Consider the following 19,787-nt stretch of genomic DNA (forward strand, 5'->3'; position numbering starts at 1 on the left):
AAAATAACAATAATGATACATAGCCAAAGAAATGAAACTGGTGCTCGGAGCAGATACTAAAAAGCCACAGCGATTGATGCCATGGCTTTAATACTCCCCTGATGGGGATAACGGCCTGCAAAGGAAGAGATTAAGTGCAAGCCGAGAAAAAGAGTCTGAGCGATTTAGCCCTTACACTTAGGTGAAACAGGTACATCAACCTCAACAGCCCACTCTTCGGGGGTGTAAGTGTGCATTGAAAGCGCATGCAGCCCCTTAGCAAACTCTTCAGCTAACGCTTCATTTACCGCTCGATGACGACCAATAAGACGTTTACCCTCAAATTCACTGCTGGTGATAATCACTTTAAAGTGAGTCTCAGAGTTTGGTGGTACGTGATGATTCTGACTCTCGTTGATCACTTCAAGGTGTGACGGTGACAGTGCGGCGGTGAGTTTTTCGGTAATGATCTGTTCAACTGACATAACGATGTTCTCAATAAGGCATAAATGCGACTGCGGCAGAGTACTGCGATAGCCTATAAAGATCAACTTATGGGACCTAGCCATAAAGACTCTCACCAAGCTAAGGCCGAAGTGTTTACCTTAGTCTGCGATTCTCCCCCTGATGAAAACCAAGAATTAGACGCCTAAAGGTGTAGTTTACTCGTGCCTGCTTCTCTTTAAGGCGCCTAGGCAGTGAATGCTCCCACAGCGACTGCATCGGCCAATGCATAATAAGTAAGTCCCCACTATCAAGCTTTAAGCAGACCTTTTGCCGAGTGGTCTTATGCCGAATAAAAAAGTCTCGACTCGCACCGAGTGTCACCGAGGCGATATCTGACCCCGGCTCAATCTCTGGCTCATCATCACTGTGCCACCCCATAGATTCGTTACCGTCTGCATATCGATTAACCAATACACCGTTGGCAATAAGGCCAAAGTCTCGGGCTAACTTTAAACGCAGTTTATACGCGTACTTAGGCCAAGGAGCCGCCTGAATAAATAGGCCGGAATAGAGGTAATCACATCCCTTATCGGCAAACCAAACTTGGCTACGAGGAATGGGGTGACTCTTGCCAAATAAGCTGACCTGCGGTCGCGTAAAATCATAATACAATGATTCATTTAACAGCGCTTGTTGCTGCTGCAGATTAAGATAACCTTTGATAAGGGTGTAAGGCAGCTTATCTAGCGGGCTTGGACCGTTCGATTTTGAACCTAGCTTTGCAGGGCTAGACTCTACAGGAGTAGCTGTATTTAATTGCGCTCGCTCGTCAAAATCAAAGTCCTCTTGTTGCATCTTTTAGCCCCAGATTAGCCTCAAAATTATCCCTTTAACATATCATTACTCCATCATATACCTGCTATAAGAAATCTGCGATAATATGCGCCCTAATTTATTTGGTACTTATTGGCATATGACGACACAGTTTTCAGTATCGGGTATTGAACTCGAACTCTTCCGTTACCCTAGCAGACAAGAGTCTAACCTGCAGGCGTGGGACGCCGCCGATGAGCACCTTATAAAGCACTTACTCGATAACGAACAAGCCAAGGTTAACACTGCCGTTGTTAACGACAGTTTTGGCGCATTGTCTGCGGCGCTATTGTCTATCGACCCAAGCTGGCCGATCACATTTGAGACTGACGCCAAGACCAGCTTATTGGGCGCCAGCCAAAACCTCACTGGCAACCAATTATCGCAAGAGTCGATAACTTGGGTTAATAGCCGTGACGAATTACCCCAGGGGCTTGAGTTGGTGCTGATGAAGCTGCCAAAGAACCTCAACTACTTTAGCCACCAGTTAAAACGACTTTCCCATGTGTTGCCAGCTGGCACCCGAGTGTTAATTGGGGCTAAAGCAAAGTCGATCAATAAGTCGCTACTTGAAACGATTGAGAAAAGCTTAGGCCCAGCTAGTGCCAGCCTAACTTGGAAGAAAACCCGCGTCATCACCTGTATTAGCGATGGCAAGGCTCGTACACTGCCTAAAGCCACCACCTGGTCGGTACCTGAGTTTAAGTTGCAGATCACCAATTTAAGTAATGTGTTTGCCGCCAACAAGCTCGATATTGGTGCTCGCATCATGCTCGACAATATGCCTAAGGGGAACTTCAAGTCGATTGTCGACTTAGGTTGCGGTAACGGTATCTTGGGGTTACACGCTAAACAGGTATTCCCTGAGGCCTATATCCACTTTATCGATGACTCGGAGATGGCTGTCGCTTCAGCTCGAGAAAACTGGGCGATCAACAAACTGGATAACCCAGCATTGGTTGGCGAGCAGGCAACCTTTGGCTGGGATGACTGTTTAACCAATATGAGCGAAGGCTTCCGCCCAGACTTAGTCCTGTGTAACCCACCTTTCCATCAAGGTGAAGCGATTACCGATCATATTGCTTGGCAGATGTTCTTAGATGCCTTTAGACGCTTAAAAAACGGCGGCATATTACATGTAGTGGGTAACCGACACTTGGCCTATCACATCAAATTGCAGCGCATTTTTAAAAACTGCACTACCGTTGCATCAAATGGTAAGTTTGTGATTTTACAAGCTCAAAAAATCAGTAAGAAGGCACAGGAACCTGAGGTGGATTCTAGCACTGACACCCCTCATCCTCAGAGCGCGCTTTATGGCAAGCCTAACGCCTAGTCTGTTGCAGCCGCCTAAAAAAACCACCTTTAGATAAGGTGGTTTTTAGTTATTGCCGCAGACCTAAGGACAAAGGTATATCGCTTTACGTCTCACATTGAAAAGCTACCAGCGAGCAAAATGATCTTCGGTTAAGCCTTGCACCGCTTGTAATAAGTGTTTTTGTCCAAAGTTATCGATTATATAGCCGTCAAAGAAACCTAGGTATTGCCTGAAGTTACTCTTTAATAGCCAGAGATTTAGCTTTTCTTGACGACAATTTTGCGCAGTAAACATAAGCTCGACTTGACCGTTGTCTGAATAGATCCGCCAGTGCCCCACCGGCTCGGACCTATCTCGTTGACGAACAAACTCAAAATGAACCGGACCGAGCAGATGGCGCTCACCATCATGCCAGAACACGTTCTCATGACATCCCGTCTCGTTAACCCCTGCGGCTAAGTTGAGTCCAATGCTCCCCTGCTCCGTTAAACTGTTAATACTCGCCCAACGCCAACTGGTTTCACGGCGCATGTAGCCAGCACTAAAATCATATCCAGCAGTCACACGCTGCAGCGGCTGCGGCTCATGGTTGATCAGCAGACTGCCTTTAACATTTAAGGCATTGTGTTTTTGGGTATAGGTCCAGCCGCTATACCCCGTTGGGTTACACATCGACATAGGTAAGCTCAGCGCAGTAGGGTGCAGGGTTAAATCAGCCTCTATCCCAAGAGCATCTAACTTAACTCGCCATACTCCCTGCTCGATAGCAAACTCAAGCCCTCCTTTAGCGCCCTTTATCTTGGCAACCCCCTGCATAGGAGATGACGACATCTGATAGCCCATTCCAAGTGGTCTTAACCAGCTAGTCTCAATTAGCCTGTTTCCATGGATATCATAGAGATAGCAAAATGCGCTACCGAGATAGCGAATATCGGCTATCGCCATACCTATAACGAAGTGAGGAGTGACTATGCTGACAAATTGAAACTGCTTATAGTCAAAATGCTTTGACCAGGAAGATGCTGACTTATCCATCTCATTAAAGTAAGCAAACTTATCGACGGCTAGCTGCTCAACGGGGCCATCAAAGTGACCATAAACTGGGCAACCAGTCTCATCTATCAGCTTTTTAGGCGCTGCTGCACTTGTTAGAGTTTTAGGCGTCCACGGTGGGCTTTTATCAGGCATAAATCAGATTCCCAAGAGCTTTGTCACACCTTTACTCTAACTGGAAGTGACTAAGGTTAAAAGCCGTTCAACTTTTTCTTATGTTGAAAAAAGAACAAAAACTAACTGAGATAACTTATGTTGCTCTTAAACGATTATGGAAAAGTGACATAAGCGAAAACAATAAAAGCACCTTAGACAGGTGCTTTTATGGAAATGTAATATCGGTGATAGACAGATCTATTAGAAGCGATAACTCATGCCTATATTCAAATTCTGTACTTCGAGTGTTTGTACAGGCACATACTGGTACTCGATATTAATCCCAACTCCTGAATTAAACCTTAGTCCCCAACCAATGGCGGCATATATGTCAGTACCATTCGTTTCTATATGGCTGACTTCGTCACTACCCCAGCGACCAACGTCATAGGATAGTTCATTTGCACTAGCACCTACTTTTGCATACAAGCGATTACTTGCCGATAGCATGTACTCACCGTATAGAGCCGCTCTATAACCAGAATACTCAATGTTAGAAATGCTACTAATAATCCCTGTAAATATGCTTGCAACTCCACCGCTACCTGCGAAATATCCAGCCTCCATACCCAAATTATCGTGCCACATATAACGATAATAAATGTCGGCAACAAAGTTATCACCACCACTACTGCTGTGACTTTCAGACTTTTCTAAATCTTGAAAACCATAACCGACACTCCCCCCCAAAATATGAGGAGATTCTGCAGCAACAGCATTACAACTTAACAAACCCACAAAAAGCATTGTAAAAATACGCATCTATATCCCTTAATGCACTGGCTGATCAGCAGTGTATAACACTGCACATTCAACAAATTACAGTTAAAACCCACACCCAACTGATACTACAGCAGTTTTGTAGACGCAATCCATCTTTAATCACATCAATAAATAGCCACCCAGTAAAAGTTAATACAAGTTCTGGAAACACCAACATCTTCTGGTATGCTGAGGGCACTTCAAATTAAATAAACTATTGTGCTAATGAAACGTCTATTTTTACTTATTACTGCTGCGGTTTCACTTGTGGGCTGCGCAAGCCAAGGTCCATCTCATATTGCCTTAAATCCTGAGGTACCCAGCATCACTCAACAAACTGAAATAGAGCTTCCTGTTGCACTTGAAACCATTGATACCCGCCCAGCAAACTTTATTGTCCGCTTTAATGACGGCGATAAAGCGGCACGCTTAGTGAGCCCAAGTGAGGCCCCTCGAGCACAGGTAGACCTTGTCTTTAGAGAAGGCTTTAGCCAAGCTGGATATCGAATCGACCCAAGTTCAGTCAATCATATGCAGTTCCAGTTAGAACAGCTATTAACCGATGTAGATGAAGGCACGTTTGGCTTTGAAGCGAATAGCCAGATTATTATCAATGTCATCGCTAAAAACGCCAATCAAGAGCTTACTAAGCGCTACCGTGCGAAAGGCTTGCTAAAAGGACCATTCAGCGCAGACTTTGCAACGCTAGAGCTTGAGATTAATAAGCTCTTGGGTGAACTGACTAGCGATATCATCAATGATCCTGAGCTTAATCACTTCATTCAGCAGTAGAGAGCAGGCTAGGCTTGCAGTATTCAATTCGCCATTTAAAGGGACACTATGAAAACTTGGATAACAAACATAACTAACATGAAAAGAAAAACCGCTAAGATAACCAAGGCATTCGCCTCCTTGGCCCTGTTAGCTATGAGTCAACTATCCTATGCTGTGGACATTCAACCCAACACCCTCTATCCCCAAGTAGAGCTCGATACGAGCATGGGCAAAATCGTGGTGGAGTTAGACAGAACCCGCTCACCAATCACGGTCGATAACTTTCTAACCTATGTGGTTAAGGGGCATTATGACAACACCCTGTTCCACAGAGTGATCCCTGACTTTGTGGTGCAAGGTGGAGGCCTCGACTTGAAAAAGGAAGAGAGACCCACCGATAAGCCTATCGTCAATGAATCCGGAAATGGCCTATCTAACCTCACGGGCACCATCGCCATGGCTAGAGAATCTGAGCCACACACGGCCACCAGCCAGTTTTACTTTAACGTGGTCGATAACGAGAAGTTAGACCCCTCTTCTCGTCGTTGGGGCTATACGGTTTTCGGTGAAGTCACTTCGGGCATGGAAGTGCTGCAAGCCATGTCACTGGTGCCTACTGAGTTTAATAATCAACTAGAGTGGCCTGACTTTCCTGTGCAAGATATTATTTTAAAAAAGGCAACCCTGCTACCACGAAACTAATCTAACTATCTTTAGTCAATATAGACTTTGAATTGTTTTGAAATAATTTGAAATATTTTGAGCAAAAGCCCTAATCTTCTGCCTATACTTATTGCGTTAACCACAAGGAGGCGGCTCAGTGACACCTAACGAGTTCATTGACGATAAAGCGCCCCAGCTGGCTTTCTATGGAAAAGCGTTTTTGAGTGACAAGCTCGATTTCAAAGAGATCCAGTTATATCTATGGGACACCCTAGAAGAATGGCAGATGTACAATCATCAGGGTGATGCGCAAACAGATATGGAACGTGTGTTTTGGCATTTATTGCACGCCTTTGACAGGTGGCCAAGTTGGGCGATTCGTGGCAATCAGTTTTTGCGAAAGCAAGTAGACGATTGCTGTGATTATCTCAGCATTGGCGGTCAAATTCCTCAAGGCTGTATCGGGATAAGACCTTAGCAACTGACACATTTGTATCCATAGGTAAAATATCCACCTAAAGAGCAATCTAGCTCGACCAAAGCCCAGACCACTATTTTGGTTTGGGCTTTTTACTAACAAAACGCCGCAACATACTAAAATCTAGCTCTATCCAGATTAATACCTTGAACCTAACTGCGCTGAACCGTAAGATTTAGACAACTAACTCCAGCAAAGCTTGTTTATGTCTTCAGCATCCTCGCCCTCTTTCTTTAAGCGCTTTAAAGACGCCGCATCAATCTATTGCCACAAAAGGGTATTGATTTTACTTCTACTTGGTTTTTCAGCTGGCTTACCGCTGATGCTAGTGTTTTCCACCCTGTCATTTTGGTTAAGAGAAGCTGGAGTAGACCGTACTGCCATAGGGTATTTTAGCTGGATAGCGCTCGCTTATGGTTTTAAGTGGGCCTGGTCCCCTCTTGTGGATAGAATGTCACTGCCGATATTCACTCGACTTTTAGGGCGCAGGCGCGGCTGGATGATGTTCGCGCAACTCTTACTGGTCGCTGCGATTGTAGGCATGAGTCAAAGTGATCCTCTTGCCGATCTGGAAAGGCTGGCGCTGTTTGCTTTAATGGTTGCCTTTGCCTCCGCCACTCAAGATATCGTTATCGATGCATTTCGTATTGAATCAGCCCCGGTGAAAATGCAAGCGGCACTGGCTGCGGCCTATCAGGTGGGCTACCGCAGTGCCATGATTGTGGCGACCGCAGGTGCGCTAACCATTGCCGCATGGATAGAACCCAATAGCGACAGCTATAGCTTGATGTCATGGCAAACGGCTTATTTAGTGATGGCTGGACTCATGTCTATCGGTATTTTAACCACCCTGTTTAGCTCGGAGCCCGCGGTTGAAACCAAGGAGGTCGATGAGAAGGAAGCTGAACTTAAAGTTAAATTTGCCGCACGATACCCTAAGGTTGTCGCCGCGAGTTTATCTTGGCTTTATACCGCCAGCGTATTGCCCTTTATCGACTTTTTTAAACGTTATGGCCGCAGCGCCATTCTCATCCTACTGCTGATCTCCTGCTACCGCATTTCAGATATCGTAATGGGAATTATGGCTAACGTTTTCTATGTGGATATGGGCTTTTCGAAAACTGAAATTGCCACATTAAGTAAGATCTATGGCCTAATCATGACCTTGGTCGGTGCTGGCGCAGGGGGACTACTCATAGCCCGCTACGGCACCATGAAGATATTGTTCTTAGGTGCCTTTCTTGTGGCGGTAACCAATCTGCTTTTTGCCTATCAAGCCATGATTGGCTATAACATCAGCTTCCTAACGTTTGCCATCTCGGTGGATAATTTTAGTGCAGGGATTGCCACGGCAGCCTTTATCGCCTACCTATCTAGTTTGACTAGTAGTGGTTACAGTGCGACGCAATATGCACTGCTGTCATCGATTATGCTACTTTTCCCTAAGTTTGTTGCGGGCTTCTCCGGTGCCTATATCGATGCCTATGATTATGTCAGCTTCTTTATCGCTGCCAGCTTGATTGGTTTCCCTGTGCTTGGGCTTATTATGCTGGTACAGAAATATGCGCCCAATCCAAGCCTCAATGAACAAGCTGAAAGTGAGCCCAGTGATGTAAGAAAAGAGACCAGCGCCTAAGAAGCATTCGTTAAGCTTGTACCCTGTTAAGTTACACAGTTCTGAGCACGCCCCAACGGCTAATATCAATTCGCAAAGAGCTTTGGAACCCGTTGGTGGTTTAAGATTAAAACAACAGAATAAAAAAGACGCTTAAAATTTAATTTTTAAGCGTCTTTAATAGTTTCTTCGTAGAAAACTTAAGTGTACAAGCTAATCGCAGAAGCAATTAAGCACTGACTAATTAATCACGGAAGTTATTAAACTGGAATGGCTGACCAAGCTCAGACTCACGTGCCAATGCCATCACTGCTTGCAAATCATCACGCTTCTTACCCGTTACGCGAACCGAATCACCTTGAATAGAAGACTGAACCTTAAGCTTGCTGTCTTTAATAATCTTAACTAACTTCTTAGCGACTAAGGTTTCAATACCCTCTTTAAACTTCACTTTTAAAGAGAAGGTTTTTCCGCTGTGAACCGCTTTCTCATCAACATCCATTGATTTCGGGTCAACATTACGCTTACTCATCTGCATGCGTAAAATATCAACTAACTGGCGAACCTGAAAATCATCTTCAGCAGTTAGAGTAACCACATGGTCTTTGTATTCAATAGTGGCTTCTTTACCGCGAAAGTCAAAGCGACCTTTCAATTCACGAACTGAATTATCAACCGCATTACGCAGTTCAACTTCATTTACTTCTGAAACAATATCCATTGAAGGCATAAGTTTGGTCCTTAAAAATTTGCTGTAGCTGTATTTTACGCACAGAGCCTGCGAACTTGAAGTAAATAAACCATTAAAGCAAAGGAAATTGTGGGTTATTGATGACTTTGCTAACGGGTTTTCTTATGATTGAAACAAATAACCCAGATGAATACGACGTGATAAACAGACAAACAATTTTTAAATGGGCACTGGCGATAATGCTTATTCTGGTGAGTTACTTGGTTTTTTCAAAACCTAGCTACCCCACAGGGATCCCTAACTTTGATAAAATTGGTCACGTTGGCAGCTTCTTCATTTTGTCCTACCTGACCTACTTAGCCTTTAGGCCTAAGTGGTACATTCTGGCTGTTATTTTGGCAGGCTACGCAGTATTTATCGAAGTAGTACAATCCCAACTCTCTTATCGTAGCGCCTCTTTCGCCGACTTTATTGCCGACATGGTCGGTATTTCACTGTTCTACTTTACCCATTGGCTCTATTGTCGCTACTTTAAAACGGCTAAGCTCACCGAACCTGACCCTCAGTAACCAAACATGCCTTCAATTTCATCTTCCCAGCTCGCGCCTAAACAGATAGTCCCTAAACAGATAACCATCTTAGGCGCTGGCGCCATTGGCCAGCTCATCTACCATCAGCTTGCGAAGGCCAATATACAAACAAGCAAGCGCCTCAATTTTATTAGCAAGGCAGCTCAGTCCGCTGTTATTCCTGTTAAATTTACGGCCCTTGACGGTCAGCTATCAACTCGTCACGCCAAGTTTATCGGCCAAGACGATTATGCACTGGAACTCGCGAATACCGAACTCTTGGTGATCTGCGTTAAAGCGTATCAAGTCAAAGCTGCGCTCAACTCGGTATTGCCTTACCTGCCCGCAGATACCCACATTCTGCTGCTACATAATGGTATGGGACCGCATCTAGATGTTCAGGCAGACATTGTAAATCGTAGCTTGAGTCTAGGTACGACCTCACAAGGCGCACTCAGAGTAGACAGGTACCATGTTATACAGACAGGAGCTGGTTTGACGCAGCTTGGGCCATTTATTGGAGCCGAGCTAAATGAGGAGCTGAAAGCATTATTGCTGAGCAATATTGACCAAAGTACTTGGCATACCGATATCTTACCGCTTCTGTGGCAAAAGCTGGCCATCAACGTGGCGATAAACCCTTTAACGGCTATCCATAATTGCCCTAATGGCGAGCTAGCTAAGATTGAGTATCGCGATACGATACACAATGCTGTCAATGAGCTTGTTGAAGTTGCCGCTGCCGACGGACTCAAGCTAGAGCTTGCGCCTTTAATCGAGCGTGTTTATCAAGTTATCGAGCTCACTGCACAGAACTTCTCCTCTATGCATCAAGATGTCTATCATCAAAGGCAAACTGAGATAGATGCGATTAATGGTTTCGTTCTCAAACGAGCCAAGGCCCACCGCGTCCCAGCACCTGTCAATCAAGCGCTAGCCCAGCAGATAAAGCAGTTAGAAGCTAAATACACTCGTTAGGCTCATGGCATGGATAGCATTACTGTCCATGCCTAGTGAACCTCTGGTATTTATCATTAAAATTTAAGCATTTCATAAAGTAAAAACCTCAAGCAAGTTCTTTAATTGTGACTAAAATTAATCCTGTTGGCCCTATTTACAATGGTGTAATAGGAGAGAAGACAGGCGCATTCAATGCAAAGAGAGCAATGGAACTCCAGGACAGGCTTTATTTTAGCGGCTGTTGGCTCGGCAATCGGCCTCGGCAATATATGGCGCTTCCCCTATATGGCTTACGAAAATGGCGGCGGAGCCTTCTTTATTCCCTATCTGTTTGCCATGCTCTCGGCAGGCATTCCCTTTATGATAATGGAGTTTAGCCTTGGCCATAAGTATCGTGGCGCGGCGCCAAAGATCTTCGCCCAACTCGGTAAATCACTCGGCTTTAGGCTCGAGTGGTTAGGCTGGTTTCAGGTGTTTATCGCTGCGGTAATCGCTATCTATTACATTGCCGTTATTGGCTGGGCTATCTCCTACTTCACTTTCTCTATATCCCAAAGCTGGGGAAACGATACCAATGCCTTCTTCTTTAACGAATACTTGCAATTAGGCGATAATTCCCCGACAAAACTAGGTTCAATACAGTTCCACATTGCCATCCCAATGGCGATTGCATGGAGCATTACCACTTTGGCGGTTTATAGCGGTGTAAAAGGCGGGATTGAACGTGCCAGCAAGATAATGATGCCATTGCTGTTCATTATGGTACTGCTCTTTATTGCGCGGATTATTTTTCTGCCGGGCGCTTTAGAGGGGCTTAACTACCTATTTCGCCCCGATTTCAGCATGATTTTAGATGCTAAAGTTTGGTCCGCAGCCTATGGCCAAATATTTTTCACCTTAAGTGTTGGCTTCGCCATTATGCTGGCGTACTCCAGCTACCTGCCTGAGAAGTCAGACATTAATAACAATGCCTTCATGACGGTACTGATCAACTGCGGCTTCTCTATCTTGGGCGGTATCATGATCTTCTCTGTTCTCGGCTATATGTCCGAAGAGCAAGCAAAACCCATCACAGATGTGGTCTCCTCGGGTGTGGGGCTGGCCTTTGTCACCATACCTGCCGCCATCAATTTACTCCCCGTCCCCTATATCCTTGGTCCGCTATTCTTCTTAGCCTTAGTCGTGGCTGGCATTAGCTCACATATTTCAATTATCGAAGCTGTGGTCTCAGCAGTCATAGATAAACTGTCGATATCACGTAAAAAGGCGGCACTACTGGTCTGTGGGACAGGCTTTATTCTGTCGATGGCTTTTTCAAGTAACGGCGGCTTGTTATTGCTCGACCTTGTCGACTACTTTATTAATAACATCGCCCTACTCTCTAGTTGTCTAGTCGAGCTGATTATCCTTGCATGGCTATTTAAGATTGCCGATATACGCGACTACGCCAACCGTTGTAGTGAGTTTAGTATCGGTAAATGGGCTGAGATCTGCTTGCGTTTTATCGGCCCTATCATGCTGGCAATCATTCTCGTTAAGAACCTTATTAACACACTGACCCATGGCTACGGTGATTACCCCATAGTCGATCAGCTATTTCTCGGCTGGGGATTAGTGGCTAGCATGCTATTTGTCGCCATCTTTATCAGTGTCATCTCTAACAATAACTCACAGGAGCCTAAAGCATGAGTACCGGAGCCATTATTATGATGATATTCGCTTTACTCATCACCTGGGGAGGCGCGGCAGTCTGTATCTCCATCGCGATGAAGGCATCAAGAAGAGACTGACTCACTTGAATGAACTGTTAATTAACGCGATGAAGGAGCCTAAGGGCTTCTTTATTATCGGTATTAGCTAGATGACTAATCAGTTTTAATATACTCTTTTTGATAAACTTGTAGCTAAGCTGAGGTGACAATACACTTCAAGCAATCCTATTCTAGTCACCATTTCAATGAATCAAGCAGATAATCAATTGGCATCGACACACAACCCAGCCTCAAGCCAACGCCAAGCATATTCTCTACAATGCTGTGTATGGTTATATCTAGCCGCAATTAGCTGCACAGTTTTTAGTGTGCTGTTTTTAGATCGACCGTTATCAACTTGGATGCACCACAATGTTGATGCAAGTATCATTTTCAAGCCACTCAGCCAGATGCCATTGGTGTTCGAGAGTCTCGCAGCCATCATCATTCTCGCTTGCGTTAACTCAACTTGGCGTAAGCAACTTGGCTCCATGGCGCTAACACTAGTATTAACCCTAGTTATTGCCAGCATCGCCAGAGTCGGTGCCAAATTTGTATTTGGCCGTACTTGGCCTGAAACCTGGATCCACACCGAGACGGGCAGCAATCTATCCTGGATCCACAACGGCGTAGAAGGGTTCCACCCTTTCGCAATTGGCGCGGCTTATAACTCTTTTCCCTCTGGCCACGCACTATTCACTTTTGCTCTGGTTAGTGTTTTCTGGTGGCGCTTTCCCAAGCTTTATCCTATGTGGTTACTGGCGATGCTAGGAGCTATTGCCGGACAATTAGGTCAGAACTATCACTTCCTTGGCGACCTACTCGCGGGCGCTACCCTTGGGGTGTGTTGCGCACAGTTATCTATTCATCTGGGCGAAAAGCTGTTGGAATATAGAGCAAAGAGTAAGTAATAACTAACCCCACATCACCAAGATAGCGGCCACAGCAATCAGCACCAGCCCCAACATATCTTTGATTTTCACCTTGTCTTTGAGCCAAAACGTGGCGATAAGCAAGGTGAAGAACACCTCTACCTGACCAAGCGTCTTAACATAGGGCACTGCTTGCAACGACATCGCACTAAACCAACCGATTGAACCTAGACAACTCGTGCCACTAGTAAGCAGTGTCAGCTTTGGCCTTTGCAGTAATCCCTCTATGGTGTTCTTGTCTAAGGCATAAGCGTAAATCAGTAGCATCGTTGTCTGTATCGAAATCACCAACAGCAGTACCCAAGCGGCGCGATGGGGAAAAGGCAGATCTAGGTTAAGGCTTGCCTCCCTAACCCAAAGAGAAGTCAAAGCAAAGGCGGTGCCGCAAGCGAGTCCAAGTAAAACGGTCGATAAAGAGAGCTGTTTAAAACCTTGCTTGCTGCTCATCATAAACACGGCAATACCACCAATGAGCACACCTAGCCAGCCAAGCAATGACAGATGCGTGCCGAAAAACAGCACACCTAGAATCGCCGCAACTAAGGCCTCACTCTTAGCCAGTCCAGCTCCTACGGCAAAATTTTTCATCTTGAAAAGCTTGACCATCAAAGCCGTAGCCAAGATTTGCATCGCCGCAGCTCCGAGCACATAAGCGCTAAATTGAAGAGTGATATACGGCAGGCCTACGGGTTGCCATGCATAAAGGCCTAACAGGTAGATAATCGCGATTGGCGTTGCCCAGATAAACCGCGCTAAGGTGACGCCTGCAATATTCACCTCTCTACTAAGCTGGCTCTGAAAGGCATTGCGCCAAGCCTGCATTGAAGCCGCTAAAAGAGTAAATAAAATCCAAGCCATATAGAGTGAGCGCCCAAAATCAAAAACGCTATTATGCCTGTAGATCCCAACCAAAGGGGGATTAGTATTAGATACTGAAAATAACTCTTGGTGATAATCTAACAAAAGCGCTAGAAACACATTCTAGGACAAGACAAAGCTATTAAAAAGGGCAACGTTGATACGCTGCCCTTATTTATCACGCTAACTTAACTCGCTAAACGCTATAGCTCTATAGCCCGTAGGTGTAACTAGCGCCCAAGCCAAGCGGGAAGCCTAGTGCCCAATAGGCCAGCAACCAAACACTCCATATCGACAGTAGTGCTAAGCTAAATGGCAACATCATTGAAATAAGCGTACCGATACCGATGTTCTTCACATAACGCTGACAGTAAACCACCACTAATGGGAAGTACGGCATCAAAGGTGTAATAATGTTAGAGCTTGAATCACCAACACGGTAAGCCGCCTGAGATAGATCAGGGCTAATGTTTAACTGCATCAACATTGGTACTAATACTGGGCCTATCAAAGCCCACTTAGCCGATGATGAGCCAACAAATAGATTCACAAAGCCAACTAAGATAATCATACCAACGACGGTAATTTCAGCTGGAAGGTTGAGTGCTTTAAGCCCACCCGCTCCCTCAACCGCGATTAATGCACCGAGATTAGACGCAGAGAATGCAGCCACAAACTGGGCACAGAAAAATGCCATTACGATGTAATGAGACATACCAGTCATCGACTTAGACATCGCCTGCACCACATCACCCGATGTTTTAAAGGCACCAGTCATATAACCATAAACTAGACCTGGTAACATAAAGAAGATGAAAATCAGCGGCACGATTGACTGCATCAAAGGAGCACTAAAGCTGGTGAGAGAACCGTTCCCATCTCTCAGGGTTGAGGTCTCTGGAATGGTTAGTGAGAAGAAACCCACAATTGCCGCTAGCATTACCGCCGATGCGACACGGAAAGCTTTAAGCTCGGTAGCGCTCACCTCTTCCATAGCAGGCAAATCCACTTCTTCATGATTAACCTTGTGGGTGCGGTTTAAACGCGGCTCTAACACTTTATCGGTGAGGTACCAGATAATCAATGTGATAGGGATACAAGATGAAGCTGCAAAGAACCAGTTATTTAACGGGTTAACTTCAATATTAGGATCAACAATTTGTGCAGCGGCTTGGGTAAAACTCTGCAGTAGAGGGTCGATACCCGATGGAATAAAGTTAGCACAGAAGCCGCCAGACACGCCTGCAAATGCTGCCGCAATACCCGCAAGAGGGTGACGCCCTACGGTAAAGAAAATCACACCAGCCAGTGGAATCACTACTACGTAACCAGCGTCAGTTGCGGTATGAGAAATAATACCAACGAGTACTACCGCAGGCGTTAAAAACTTCATAGGCGTGACTTTAAGCATCTGCTTAAGCGCAGTATTAATAAAGCCTGAGTGCTCGGCAACCCCGACACCTAACATGGCTACAAGCACGACACCAAGTGGAGCGAAAGCAGTAAAGGTGGTAACCATAGAGGTGAGAAAGTGAGTAAGCGCCTCCGCACTCAATAGGTTATTAACGACAATCGGCGTATTGGTTCGAGGATCGATAGAGTCGAAGCTGACACCTGATAGCAATGCCGATAGCGCCCATACAGCAAACATCAAAATCAAAAATAGCATTGCAGGATCGGGCAGCTTATTACCCACACGCTCAATGCTATCGAGCGCCTTACCTAAAAATCCCTCTGGGCGAGCTTCGCCCAACGCCTGTTTATCTTCCATCATCATTCAACCTGTTATTTTAATAATCCTGATTAATTAACCTCTAGCAACCCTGTTAAGTCGATGGAGATTAATTCATATCGAACATTTTTTTAGCCCTGTAGCATATCGCTCAAGTCTGTATTTAAACTTAAAATCTGCACTAATTACCAATCAGTATAAGAAGTTGATCTACTCAGAGCATTTTTGGCAAACTAATTCAAGGCGAATAGCTGAAAGAATGCCTGTTCCCTTGTGAAGCTGTTCAACGCAGAAGTAGGCAGCCAAAAACGCTCCAGAATGGCGACCAAATCTTTATACTGATTGGTATAAGGCAATGTAATAAAAAAACCCTGTAAAAATACAGGGCTTTATCTAGCTTGCTCACAAAATCGTGATGCCTGCTCTAAAAAGACTACTTACTCGTGTCGATTGGTTCAAAAGATTTAACCAAATCGTCAATCGCCTTCATCTGTGTTAGATAGTTCTCTAACTGATGTAGAGGCAATGCACATGGGCCATCACACTTAGCGTTATCAGGGTCCGGATGTGCTTCAATGAACAAGCCCGCTAAACCAAGTGCCATACCACTACGCGCAAGCTCAGTTGCTTGAGCACGGCGACCACCAGCACTGTCTGCTCGTCCGCCTGGGCGCTGTAGAGCATGAGTCGCATCGAAGATCACCGGGTAACCCGTTTGCTTCATCTCATCCATACCAAGCATGTCAACAACAAGGTTGTTGTAACCAAAGCTTGAACCACGCTCACATAACATAATTTCATCGTTACCAGCTTCGTTAAACTTAGTAATGATATGACGCATTTCATGTGGTGCAAGGAACTGCGGCTTCTTCACGTTAATGATGGCGCCAGTTTTTGCCATAGCGACAACGAGGTCAGTTTGACGCGCCAAGAATGCAGGTAATTGAATCACATCAACCACCTCAGCAACAGGTGCACACTGGTGAACCTCGTGTACATCGGTGATCAAAGGCAAGTTAAAAGTTGACTTGATCTCTTCGAAGATCTTCAAGCCTTCTTCCATTCCTGGACCACGATAAGAGTTAACTGATGAGCGATTTGCCTTATCAAAAGAAGCCTTAAATACATAAGGGATCCCTAGCTTCTGGGTCACTTCAGCATAGGTTTCTGCAATCTGCATTGCTAAGTCACGTGACTCAAGTACGTTCATACCGCCAAACAACACAAAAGGCTTATCGTTTGCGATCTCTATCGAACCTAAACTAATGATTTTATTGCTCATCAATCTCTTCTCTCTTCGTGAGCCAAGACCTATGTCTTGGCATTTATCAAATGGGCTTGTGCTGCAGCCTTAACTGGCTACAGCTTGTAAAATTTGGCCACAAATCCACGCCATATAGGTGCCTAAAGCATAGCCTAATACCGCGAGTAACACACCCACAGGTGCTAATGCTGGGTGGAATGCTGCAGCGACCACTGGCGCAGATGCGGCACCACCGACGTTGGCTTGACTGCCCACAGCCATATAGAACAGTGGCGCCTTAATTATTTTAGCAACAATCAGCATAAAGCTTGCGTGCACTAGCATCCAGATCATACCAATGGCAAAGTACCAAAGGTTGTCGGGATCGGCTAACTTCGAGACATCCATGTGCAAACCAATCGTTGCCACTAGGATATATAAAAATGCCGATGCAACTTTCGATGCCCCCGCCGCTTCAATGTGTCGTACTCGTGTAAAGGATAAAAATAAGCCTATTGTCGTTACCGTGACAATTAACCAGAAGAACTTAGAGGTTAGGCTATAGTCTCGAGTCCATGGGTAGTTAGTTTCAAAAAACGGCCCTAATAAGTCAGCGACGATATGAGCAAAGCCGGTTACACCAAAACCTATGGCAACAATCATCATCAAGTCGCTCAAGCTCGGAATACGTGCATTCTCGGCGTGATACTTCTCTACTTTATCTTTTAGCGCCTCAAGCGCTGTTGTGTCAGCCCCGGTTTTAGCATCTATTTGCTTAGCCTTTGATGCCATAAACAGCAGCACAGCCATCCAGATATTCGCCACGATAACATCCACCGTCACCATGATTGAGAAAATATTACCACCTACATCATAAATCTCTTTCATGGCAGCCTGGTTTGCGCCGCCACCAATCCAACTACCGGCTAGAGTAGTCATACCACGCCATACAGCATCGGGGCCTGTAACACCGAGCACCTCAGGATTCACCGCAGACACAATAAGCAATGCAATCGGCCCACCAATCACAATCCCCACTGTTCCTGTCAGAAACATTACAATCGCCTTAGGTCCTAGCGATAGAATGGCCTTTAGGTCGACACTCAAAATCAGTAACACTAAACATGCAGGCAACAGGTAACGCGATGCGACAAAATAAAGTTGCGATGCATTACCATCAATAATATTAAATGTGTTTAACAGTGACGGTAAGAAATAACACATCAGCAAGGCAGGAACGAAAGTGTAAAACTTTTTCCAAAATGGATGGCTACTATTACTGGTGTAAAACACAAAACCTAGCACTACAGCTAGAATACCTAATGCGGTGGCGTCATTTGTCACCAGTGCATTAGTCACTGAATCCGTACTACTCATGAACTCTATCCCCTTGGTATTGGCAATCGTTTGCCTACTTATTATTTTTTTACTTCAATTTGTTGGTGTTACTTTTTTGATCTTATTTTTTGTTTTATTTTGGCGCGTCTGTCACTTAAAAGTGGCGCTCTATTTTAAACTAGCCCTATATAAAAGAGGCTATATCAACACAAAAGGGCCTCTAAGGCCCTATTGCTTTACTTAGTGGAAAGTTTCTACTTCCTCTTTAAGTTCTTTTAATTGCATTTTCACCAGTTCTATCACCGGATCATGCGGACTATTTTCTACAAAGTGGGTTAAATCTGCGGTTGCGACGCTGATACAACCAAGCTGTTGGGCAATAAACGCACGCTCTCGGTTAAGGTTGAGATCATCGCCATGCCATTGAAGCAGTAAGTTGCAACACTCCATTGCCGGCTCAAAGTTGTGAGCAATAATACAGCCCGCTTTCATCTCATGTAGCATGCGAGAAAGAATGCGTTTGATACTCGCAGGCTTTAAGTAACTAGGCTTAAACTTAGCTCCATTACCCAGCTCTCCACGCACAAACACGTGTAACTGGTGCTTAGTCAACTCTGCACCTGTTAGTGGGTCGATGTAGCGAACTTTATCATCAATTCGACTACAAAGTACGGTATGGCCTGGCAACAGTAACAGCTCTAACTTTAGATCCAACTGCTTAGCAAGCAGCATTAATACAGTCGCTAACGTGGTGCTATTACCTTGTTTGGATGTTAAGCATTTACCTAAGTCAGCAGCTTCTGCACTGTAGTATGCCTCTCGCGGACAAAAGCCTAAATCATTATAGAACCACCTAAGTAATCCATTTAAACGTTCGTGCCTGTCAACCACATAAAAGCTTAACACTGAGCCAGCTAACTCGAGCCAAGCCCAGTTGGCATTTTTCTGCTTAGAAAAGCCTAAATGTTCAGCAATTTCAAAGGCTGTCTCGGGTAGTCGGATAGAGTCTTTGTGTGTTAAGTCAGCCATTAACCGAGTAACACCCCTTGCTTAAGGATCGCAAGTTTAGCCGCATAAACAACCCAACCTATTGCGCCAAAAGCAGCAAATACCTTAAATAGCGTATTACGGTTTGCTTTCAGCGCTATCGTAGCTAATAGGATATAAGCCACAACCGCACCAAGCTTTTCAGTCATCCAAGGATCAACAAATGGATACTGCTTGATAGAGAAGCACAAGATTAATCCTGATATCAGCAAGAAAGTATCGATAACATGTGGGGCAATCTTAATGACTTTCTTTTCCAAAACTGGCGACTTGCGTAGATGCAGTACAAAACGCACTAAGAAAAACAATACGCTAGCTGCGATAAGCGTCATATGCATGTGCTTAAACGCTGGGTATAAACCGTAAAAAGTTTCCATGATAAAAATCTATTAGCCGATAAAGGCGGCTAGTGTACCCCATACATTAATCCATAACCAATATCCCGCCACGGCAATAGGAAGAAGTGCACAAAGTTTAACCAAAGTCAGTGTTCCAGAGATTAATTGCAAACTTGCTCCCCTGACAGATTTTGCCTTATGGTGTTATGC

Annotated in this window: 21 protein-coding genes; 10 read left to right on the plus strand and 11 right to left on the minus strand. The window is 44.9% G+C overall.

Annotated features, from left to right (window positions below; all coding sequences use genetic code 11):
• Nucleotides 1-164: 164 nt before the first annotated feature.
• Both K5Q92_RS19270 and K5Q92_RS19275 read right to left on the minus strand, forming a co-directional pair.
• Nucleotides 165-464, minus strand: a complete 300-nt coding sequence (locus K5Q92_RS19270; RefSeq protein ID WP_220770521.1) for a BolA family transcriptional regulator — start codon at nt 462-464, stop codon at nt 165-167.
• 115 nt (nt 465-579) lie between these two features.
• Nucleotides 580-1,281: an alpha-ketoglutarate-dependent dioxygenase AlkB gene (locus tag K5Q92_RS19275; protein ID WP_220770506.1), complete on the minus strand. Its 702-nt coding sequence runs from the start codon at nt 1,279-1,281 to the stop codon at nt 580-582.
• Nucleotides 1,282-1,399: 118 nt separating this feature from the next.
• Between K5Q92_RS19275 and K5Q92_RS19280 the strand changes: the two genes are divergently transcribed.
• Nucleotides 1,400-2,635: a methyltransferase gene (locus K5Q92_RS19280; protein ID WP_220770522.1), complete on the plus strand. Its 1,236-nt coding sequence runs from the start codon at nt 1,400-1,402 to the stop codon at nt 2,633-2,635.
• Between the two features lie 105 nt (nt 2,636-2,740).
• Here the strand turns inward: K5Q92_RS19280 and K5Q92_RS19285 are convergent, their stop codons facing one another.
• Together K5Q92_RS19285 and K5Q92_RS19290 are read right to left on the minus strand one after the other, a co-directional pair.
• The gene (locus tag K5Q92_RS19285) at nt 2,741-3,805 is read right to left on the minus strand and encodes a DUF2804 domain-containing protein (RefSeq protein WP_220770507.1); all 1,065 of its coding nucleotides are present in this window, start codon (nt 3,803-3,805) and stop codon (nt 2,741-2,743) included.
• A gap of 222 nt (nt 3,806-4,027) precedes the next feature.
• Nucleotides 4,028-4,588, minus strand: a complete 561-nt coding sequence (locus K5Q92_RS19290) for a porin family protein (protein WP_220770508.1) — start codon at nt 4,586-4,588, stop codon at nt 4,028-4,030.
• A 225-nt stretch (nt 4,589-4,813) separates the two neighbouring features.
• Between K5Q92_RS19290 and K5Q92_RS19295 the strand changes: the two genes are divergently transcribed.
• The 4 genes from K5Q92_RS19295 to K5Q92_RS19310 all read left to right on the plus strand — a co-directional run bounded on the left by K5Q92_RS19295 (nt 4,814) and on the right by K5Q92_RS19310 (nt 8,139).
• Nucleotides 4,814-5,380 (plus strand): YajG family lipoprotein, encoded by a 567-nt coding sequence (locus K5Q92_RS19295; protein ID WP_220770509.1) that lies wholly within the window; start codon nt 4,814-4,816, stop codon nt 5,378-5,380.
• Between the two features lie 135 nt (nt 5,381-5,515).
• The gene (locus K5Q92_RS19300) at nt 5,516-6,064 is read left to right on the plus strand and encodes a peptidylprolyl isomerase (protein ID WP_220770510.1); all 549 of its coding nucleotides are present in this window, start codon (nt 5,516-5,518) and stop codon (nt 6,062-6,064) included.
• A gap of 118 nt (nt 6,065-6,182) precedes the next feature.
• The gene (locus K5Q92_RS19305) at nt 6,183-6,503 is read left to right on the plus strand and encodes a hypothetical protein (protein ID WP_202721903.1); all 321 of its coding nucleotides are present in this window, start codon (nt 6,183-6,185) and stop codon (nt 6,501-6,503) included.
• A gap of 205 nt (nt 6,504-6,708) precedes the next feature.
• A complete protein-coding gene (locus K5Q92_RS19310) occupies nt 6,709-8,139 on the plus strand; it encodes an MFS transporter (RefSeq protein ID WP_220770511.1) in 1,431 nt (476 codons plus the stop codon).
• Nucleotides 8,140-8,362: 223 nt separating this feature from the next.
• Here the strand turns inward: K5Q92_RS19310 and K5Q92_RS19315 are convergent, their stop codons facing one another.
• Nucleotides 8,363-8,848 (minus strand): YajQ family cyclic di-GMP-binding protein, encoded by a 486-nt coding sequence (locus tag K5Q92_RS19315; protein WP_220770512.1) that lies wholly within the window; start codon nt 8,846-8,848, stop codon nt 8,363-8,365.
• Between the two features lie 101 nt (nt 8,849-8,949).
• Between K5Q92_RS19315 and K5Q92_RS19320 the strand changes: the two genes are divergently transcribed.
• The 5 genes from K5Q92_RS19320 (at nt 8,950) to K5Q92_RS19340 (ending at nt 13,000) form a co-directional block, all read left to right on the plus strand.
• The gene (locus tag K5Q92_RS19320) at nt 8,950-9,378 is read left to right on the plus strand and encodes a VanZ family protein (protein WP_220770523.1); all 429 of its coding nucleotides are present in this window, start codon (nt 8,950-8,952) and stop codon (nt 9,376-9,378) included.
• Between the two features lie 6 nt (nt 9,379-9,384).
• Nucleotides 9,385-10,356, plus strand: a complete 972-nt coding sequence (locus K5Q92_RS19325) for a ketopantoate reductase family protein (RefSeq protein WP_220770513.1) — start codon at nt 9,385-9,387, stop codon at nt 10,354-10,356.
• A 174-nt stretch (nt 10,357-10,530) separates the two neighbouring features.
• Nucleotides 10,531-12,027 carry a sodium-dependent transporter gene (locus K5Q92_RS19330; protein ID WP_220770514.1) on the plus strand — a complete coding sequence of 499 codons (1,497 nt, stop codon included), beginning with the start codon at nt 10,531-10,533 and terminating at the stop codon, nt 12,025-12,027.
• Between the two features lie 20 nt (nt 12,028-12,047).
• Nucleotides 12,048-12,128: a MetS family NSS transporter small subunit gene (locus K5Q92_RS19335; RefSeq protein ID WP_259649640.1), complete on the plus strand. Its 81-nt coding sequence runs from the start codon at nt 12,048-12,050 to the stop codon at nt 12,126-12,128.
• A 167-nt stretch (nt 12,129-12,295) separates the two neighbouring features.
• Nucleotides 12,296-13,000, plus strand: a complete 705-nt coding sequence (locus tag K5Q92_RS19340) for a phosphatase PAP2 family protein (RefSeq protein ID WP_220770516.1) — start codon at nt 12,296-12,298, stop codon at nt 12,998-13,000.
• A gap of 3 nt (nt 13,001-13,003) precedes the next feature.
• Here the strand turns inward: K5Q92_RS19340 and K5Q92_RS19345 are convergent, their stop codons facing one another.
• The 6 genes from K5Q92_RS19345 to K5Q92_RS19370 form a co-directional block, all read right to left on the minus strand.
• Entirely contained in the window at nt 13,004-13,879 is an 876-nt protein-coding gene (locus tag K5Q92_RS19345) for a DMT family transporter (protein ID WP_220770517.1), read from the minus strand.
• Between the two features lie 211 nt (nt 13,880-14,090).
• A complete protein-coding gene (locus K5Q92_RS19350; RefSeq protein WP_374758457.1) occupies nt 14,091-15,653 on the minus strand; it encodes an AbgT family transporter in 1,563 nt (520 codons plus the stop codon).
• A 391-nt stretch (nt 15,654-16,044) separates the two neighbouring features.
• A complete protein-coding gene (kdsA, locus tag K5Q92_RS19355; protein ID WP_202721911.1) occupies nt 16,045-16,893 on the minus strand; it encodes a 3-deoxy-8-phosphooctulonate synthase in 849 nt (282 codons plus the stop codon).
• A 69-nt stretch (nt 16,894-16,962) separates the two neighbouring features.
• Nucleotides 16,963-18,231, minus strand: a complete 1,269-nt coding sequence (locus K5Q92_RS19360; RefSeq protein WP_220770518.1) for a DUF819 domain-containing protein — start codon at nt 18,229-18,231, stop codon at nt 16,963-16,965.
• A 201-nt stretch (nt 18,232-18,432) separates the two neighbouring features.
• A complete protein-coding gene (locus tag K5Q92_RS19365) occupies nt 18,433-19,221 on the minus strand; it encodes a tetratricopeptide repeat protein (protein WP_220770519.1) in 789 nt (262 codons plus the stop codon).
• Nucleotides 19,221-19,616 carry a SirB2 family protein gene (locus K5Q92_RS19370; RefSeq protein ID WP_220770520.1) on the minus strand — a complete coding sequence of 132 codons (396 nt, stop codon included), beginning with the start codon at nt 19,614-19,616 and terminating at the stop codon, nt 19,221-19,223. The genes K5Q92_RS19365 and K5Q92_RS19370 overlap by 1 nt, the downstream gene beginning before the upstream one ends.
• Nucleotides 19,617-19,787 lie beyond the last annotated feature (171 nt).

Origin of the sequence: Shewanella sp. MBTL60-007 (assembly GCF_019654915.1) — a bacterium.
In the GTDB taxonomy this organism is placed as follows: Bacteria; Pseudomonadota; Gammaproteobacteria; order Enterobacterales; family Shewanellaceae; genus Shewanella.

Coding starts and splice junctions, on each gene's coding strand:
- K5Q92_RS19270 (WP_220770521.1), bottom strand. CDS start 464: ATGTCAGTTGAACAGATCATTACCGAAAAACTCACCGCCGCACTGTCA.
- K5Q92_RS19275 (WP_220770506.1), bottom strand. CDS start 1,281: ATGCAACAAGAGGACTTTGATTTTGACGAGCGAGCGCAATTAAATACA.
- K5Q92_RS19280 (WP_220770522.1), top strand. CDS start 1,400: ATGACGACACAGTTTTCAGTATCGGGTATTGAACTCGAACTCTTCCGT.
- K5Q92_RS19285 (WP_220770507.1), bottom strand. CDS start 3,805: ATGCCTGATAAAAGCCCACCGTGGACGCCTAAAACTCTAACAAGTGCA.
- K5Q92_RS19290 (WP_220770508.1), bottom strand. CDS start 4,588: ATGCGTATTTTTACAATGCTTTTTGTGGGTTTGTTAAGTTGTAATGCT.
- K5Q92_RS19295 (WP_220770509.1), top strand. CDS start 4,814: ATGAAACGTCTATTTTTACTTATTACTGCTGCGGTTTCACTTGTGGGC.
- K5Q92_RS19300 (WP_220770510.1), top strand. CDS start 5,516: ATGAGTCAACTATCCTATGCTGTGGACATTCAACCCAACACCCTCTAT.
- K5Q92_RS19310 (WP_220770511.1), top strand. CDS start 6,709: ATGTCTTCAGCATCCTCGCCCTCTTTCTTTAAGCGCTTTAAAGACGCC.
- K5Q92_RS19315 (WP_220770512.1), bottom strand. CDS start 8,848: ATGCCTTCAATGGATATTGTTTCAGAAGTAAATGAAGTTGAACTGCGT.
- K5Q92_RS19320 (WP_220770523.1), top strand. CDS start 8,950: ATGACTTTGCTAACGGGTTTTCTTATGATTGAAACAAATAACCCAGAT.
- K5Q92_RS19325 (WP_220770513.1), top strand. CDS start 9,385: ATGCCTTCAATTTCATCTTCCCAGCTCGCGCCTAAACAGATAGTCCCT.
- K5Q92_RS19330 (WP_220770514.1), top strand. CDS start 10,531: ATGCAAAGAGAGCAATGGAACTCCAGGACAGGCTTTATTTTAGCGGCT.
- K5Q92_RS19335 (WP_259649640.1), top strand. CDS start 12,048: ATGATATTCGCTTTACTCATCACCTGGGGAGGCGCGGCAGTCTGTATC.
- K5Q92_RS19340 (WP_220770516.1), top strand. CDS start 12,296: ATGAATCAAGCAGATAATCAATTGGCATCGACACACAACCCAGCCTCA.
- K5Q92_RS19345 (WP_220770517.1), bottom strand. CDS start 13,879: ATGGCTTGGATTTTATTTACTCTTTTAGCGGCTTCAATGCAGGCTTGG.
- K5Q92_RS19350 (WP_374758457.1), bottom strand. CDS start 15,653: ATGATGGAAGATAAACAGGCGTTGGGCGAAGCTCGCCCAGAGGGATTT.
- kdsA (WP_202721911.1), bottom strand. CDS start 16,893: ATGAGCAATAAAATCATTAGTTTAGGTTCGATAGAGATCGCAAACGAT.
- K5Q92_RS19360 (WP_220770518.1), bottom strand. CDS start 18,231: ATGAGTAGTACGGATTCAGTGACTAATGCACTGGTGACAAATGACGCC.
- K5Q92_RS19365 (WP_220770519.1), bottom strand. CDS start 19,221: ATGGCTGACTTAACACACAAAGACTCTATCCGACTACCCGAGACAGCC.
- K5Q92_RS19370 (WP_220770520.1), bottom strand. CDS start 19,616: ATGGAAACTTTTTACGGTTTATACCCAGCGTTTAAGCACATGCATATG.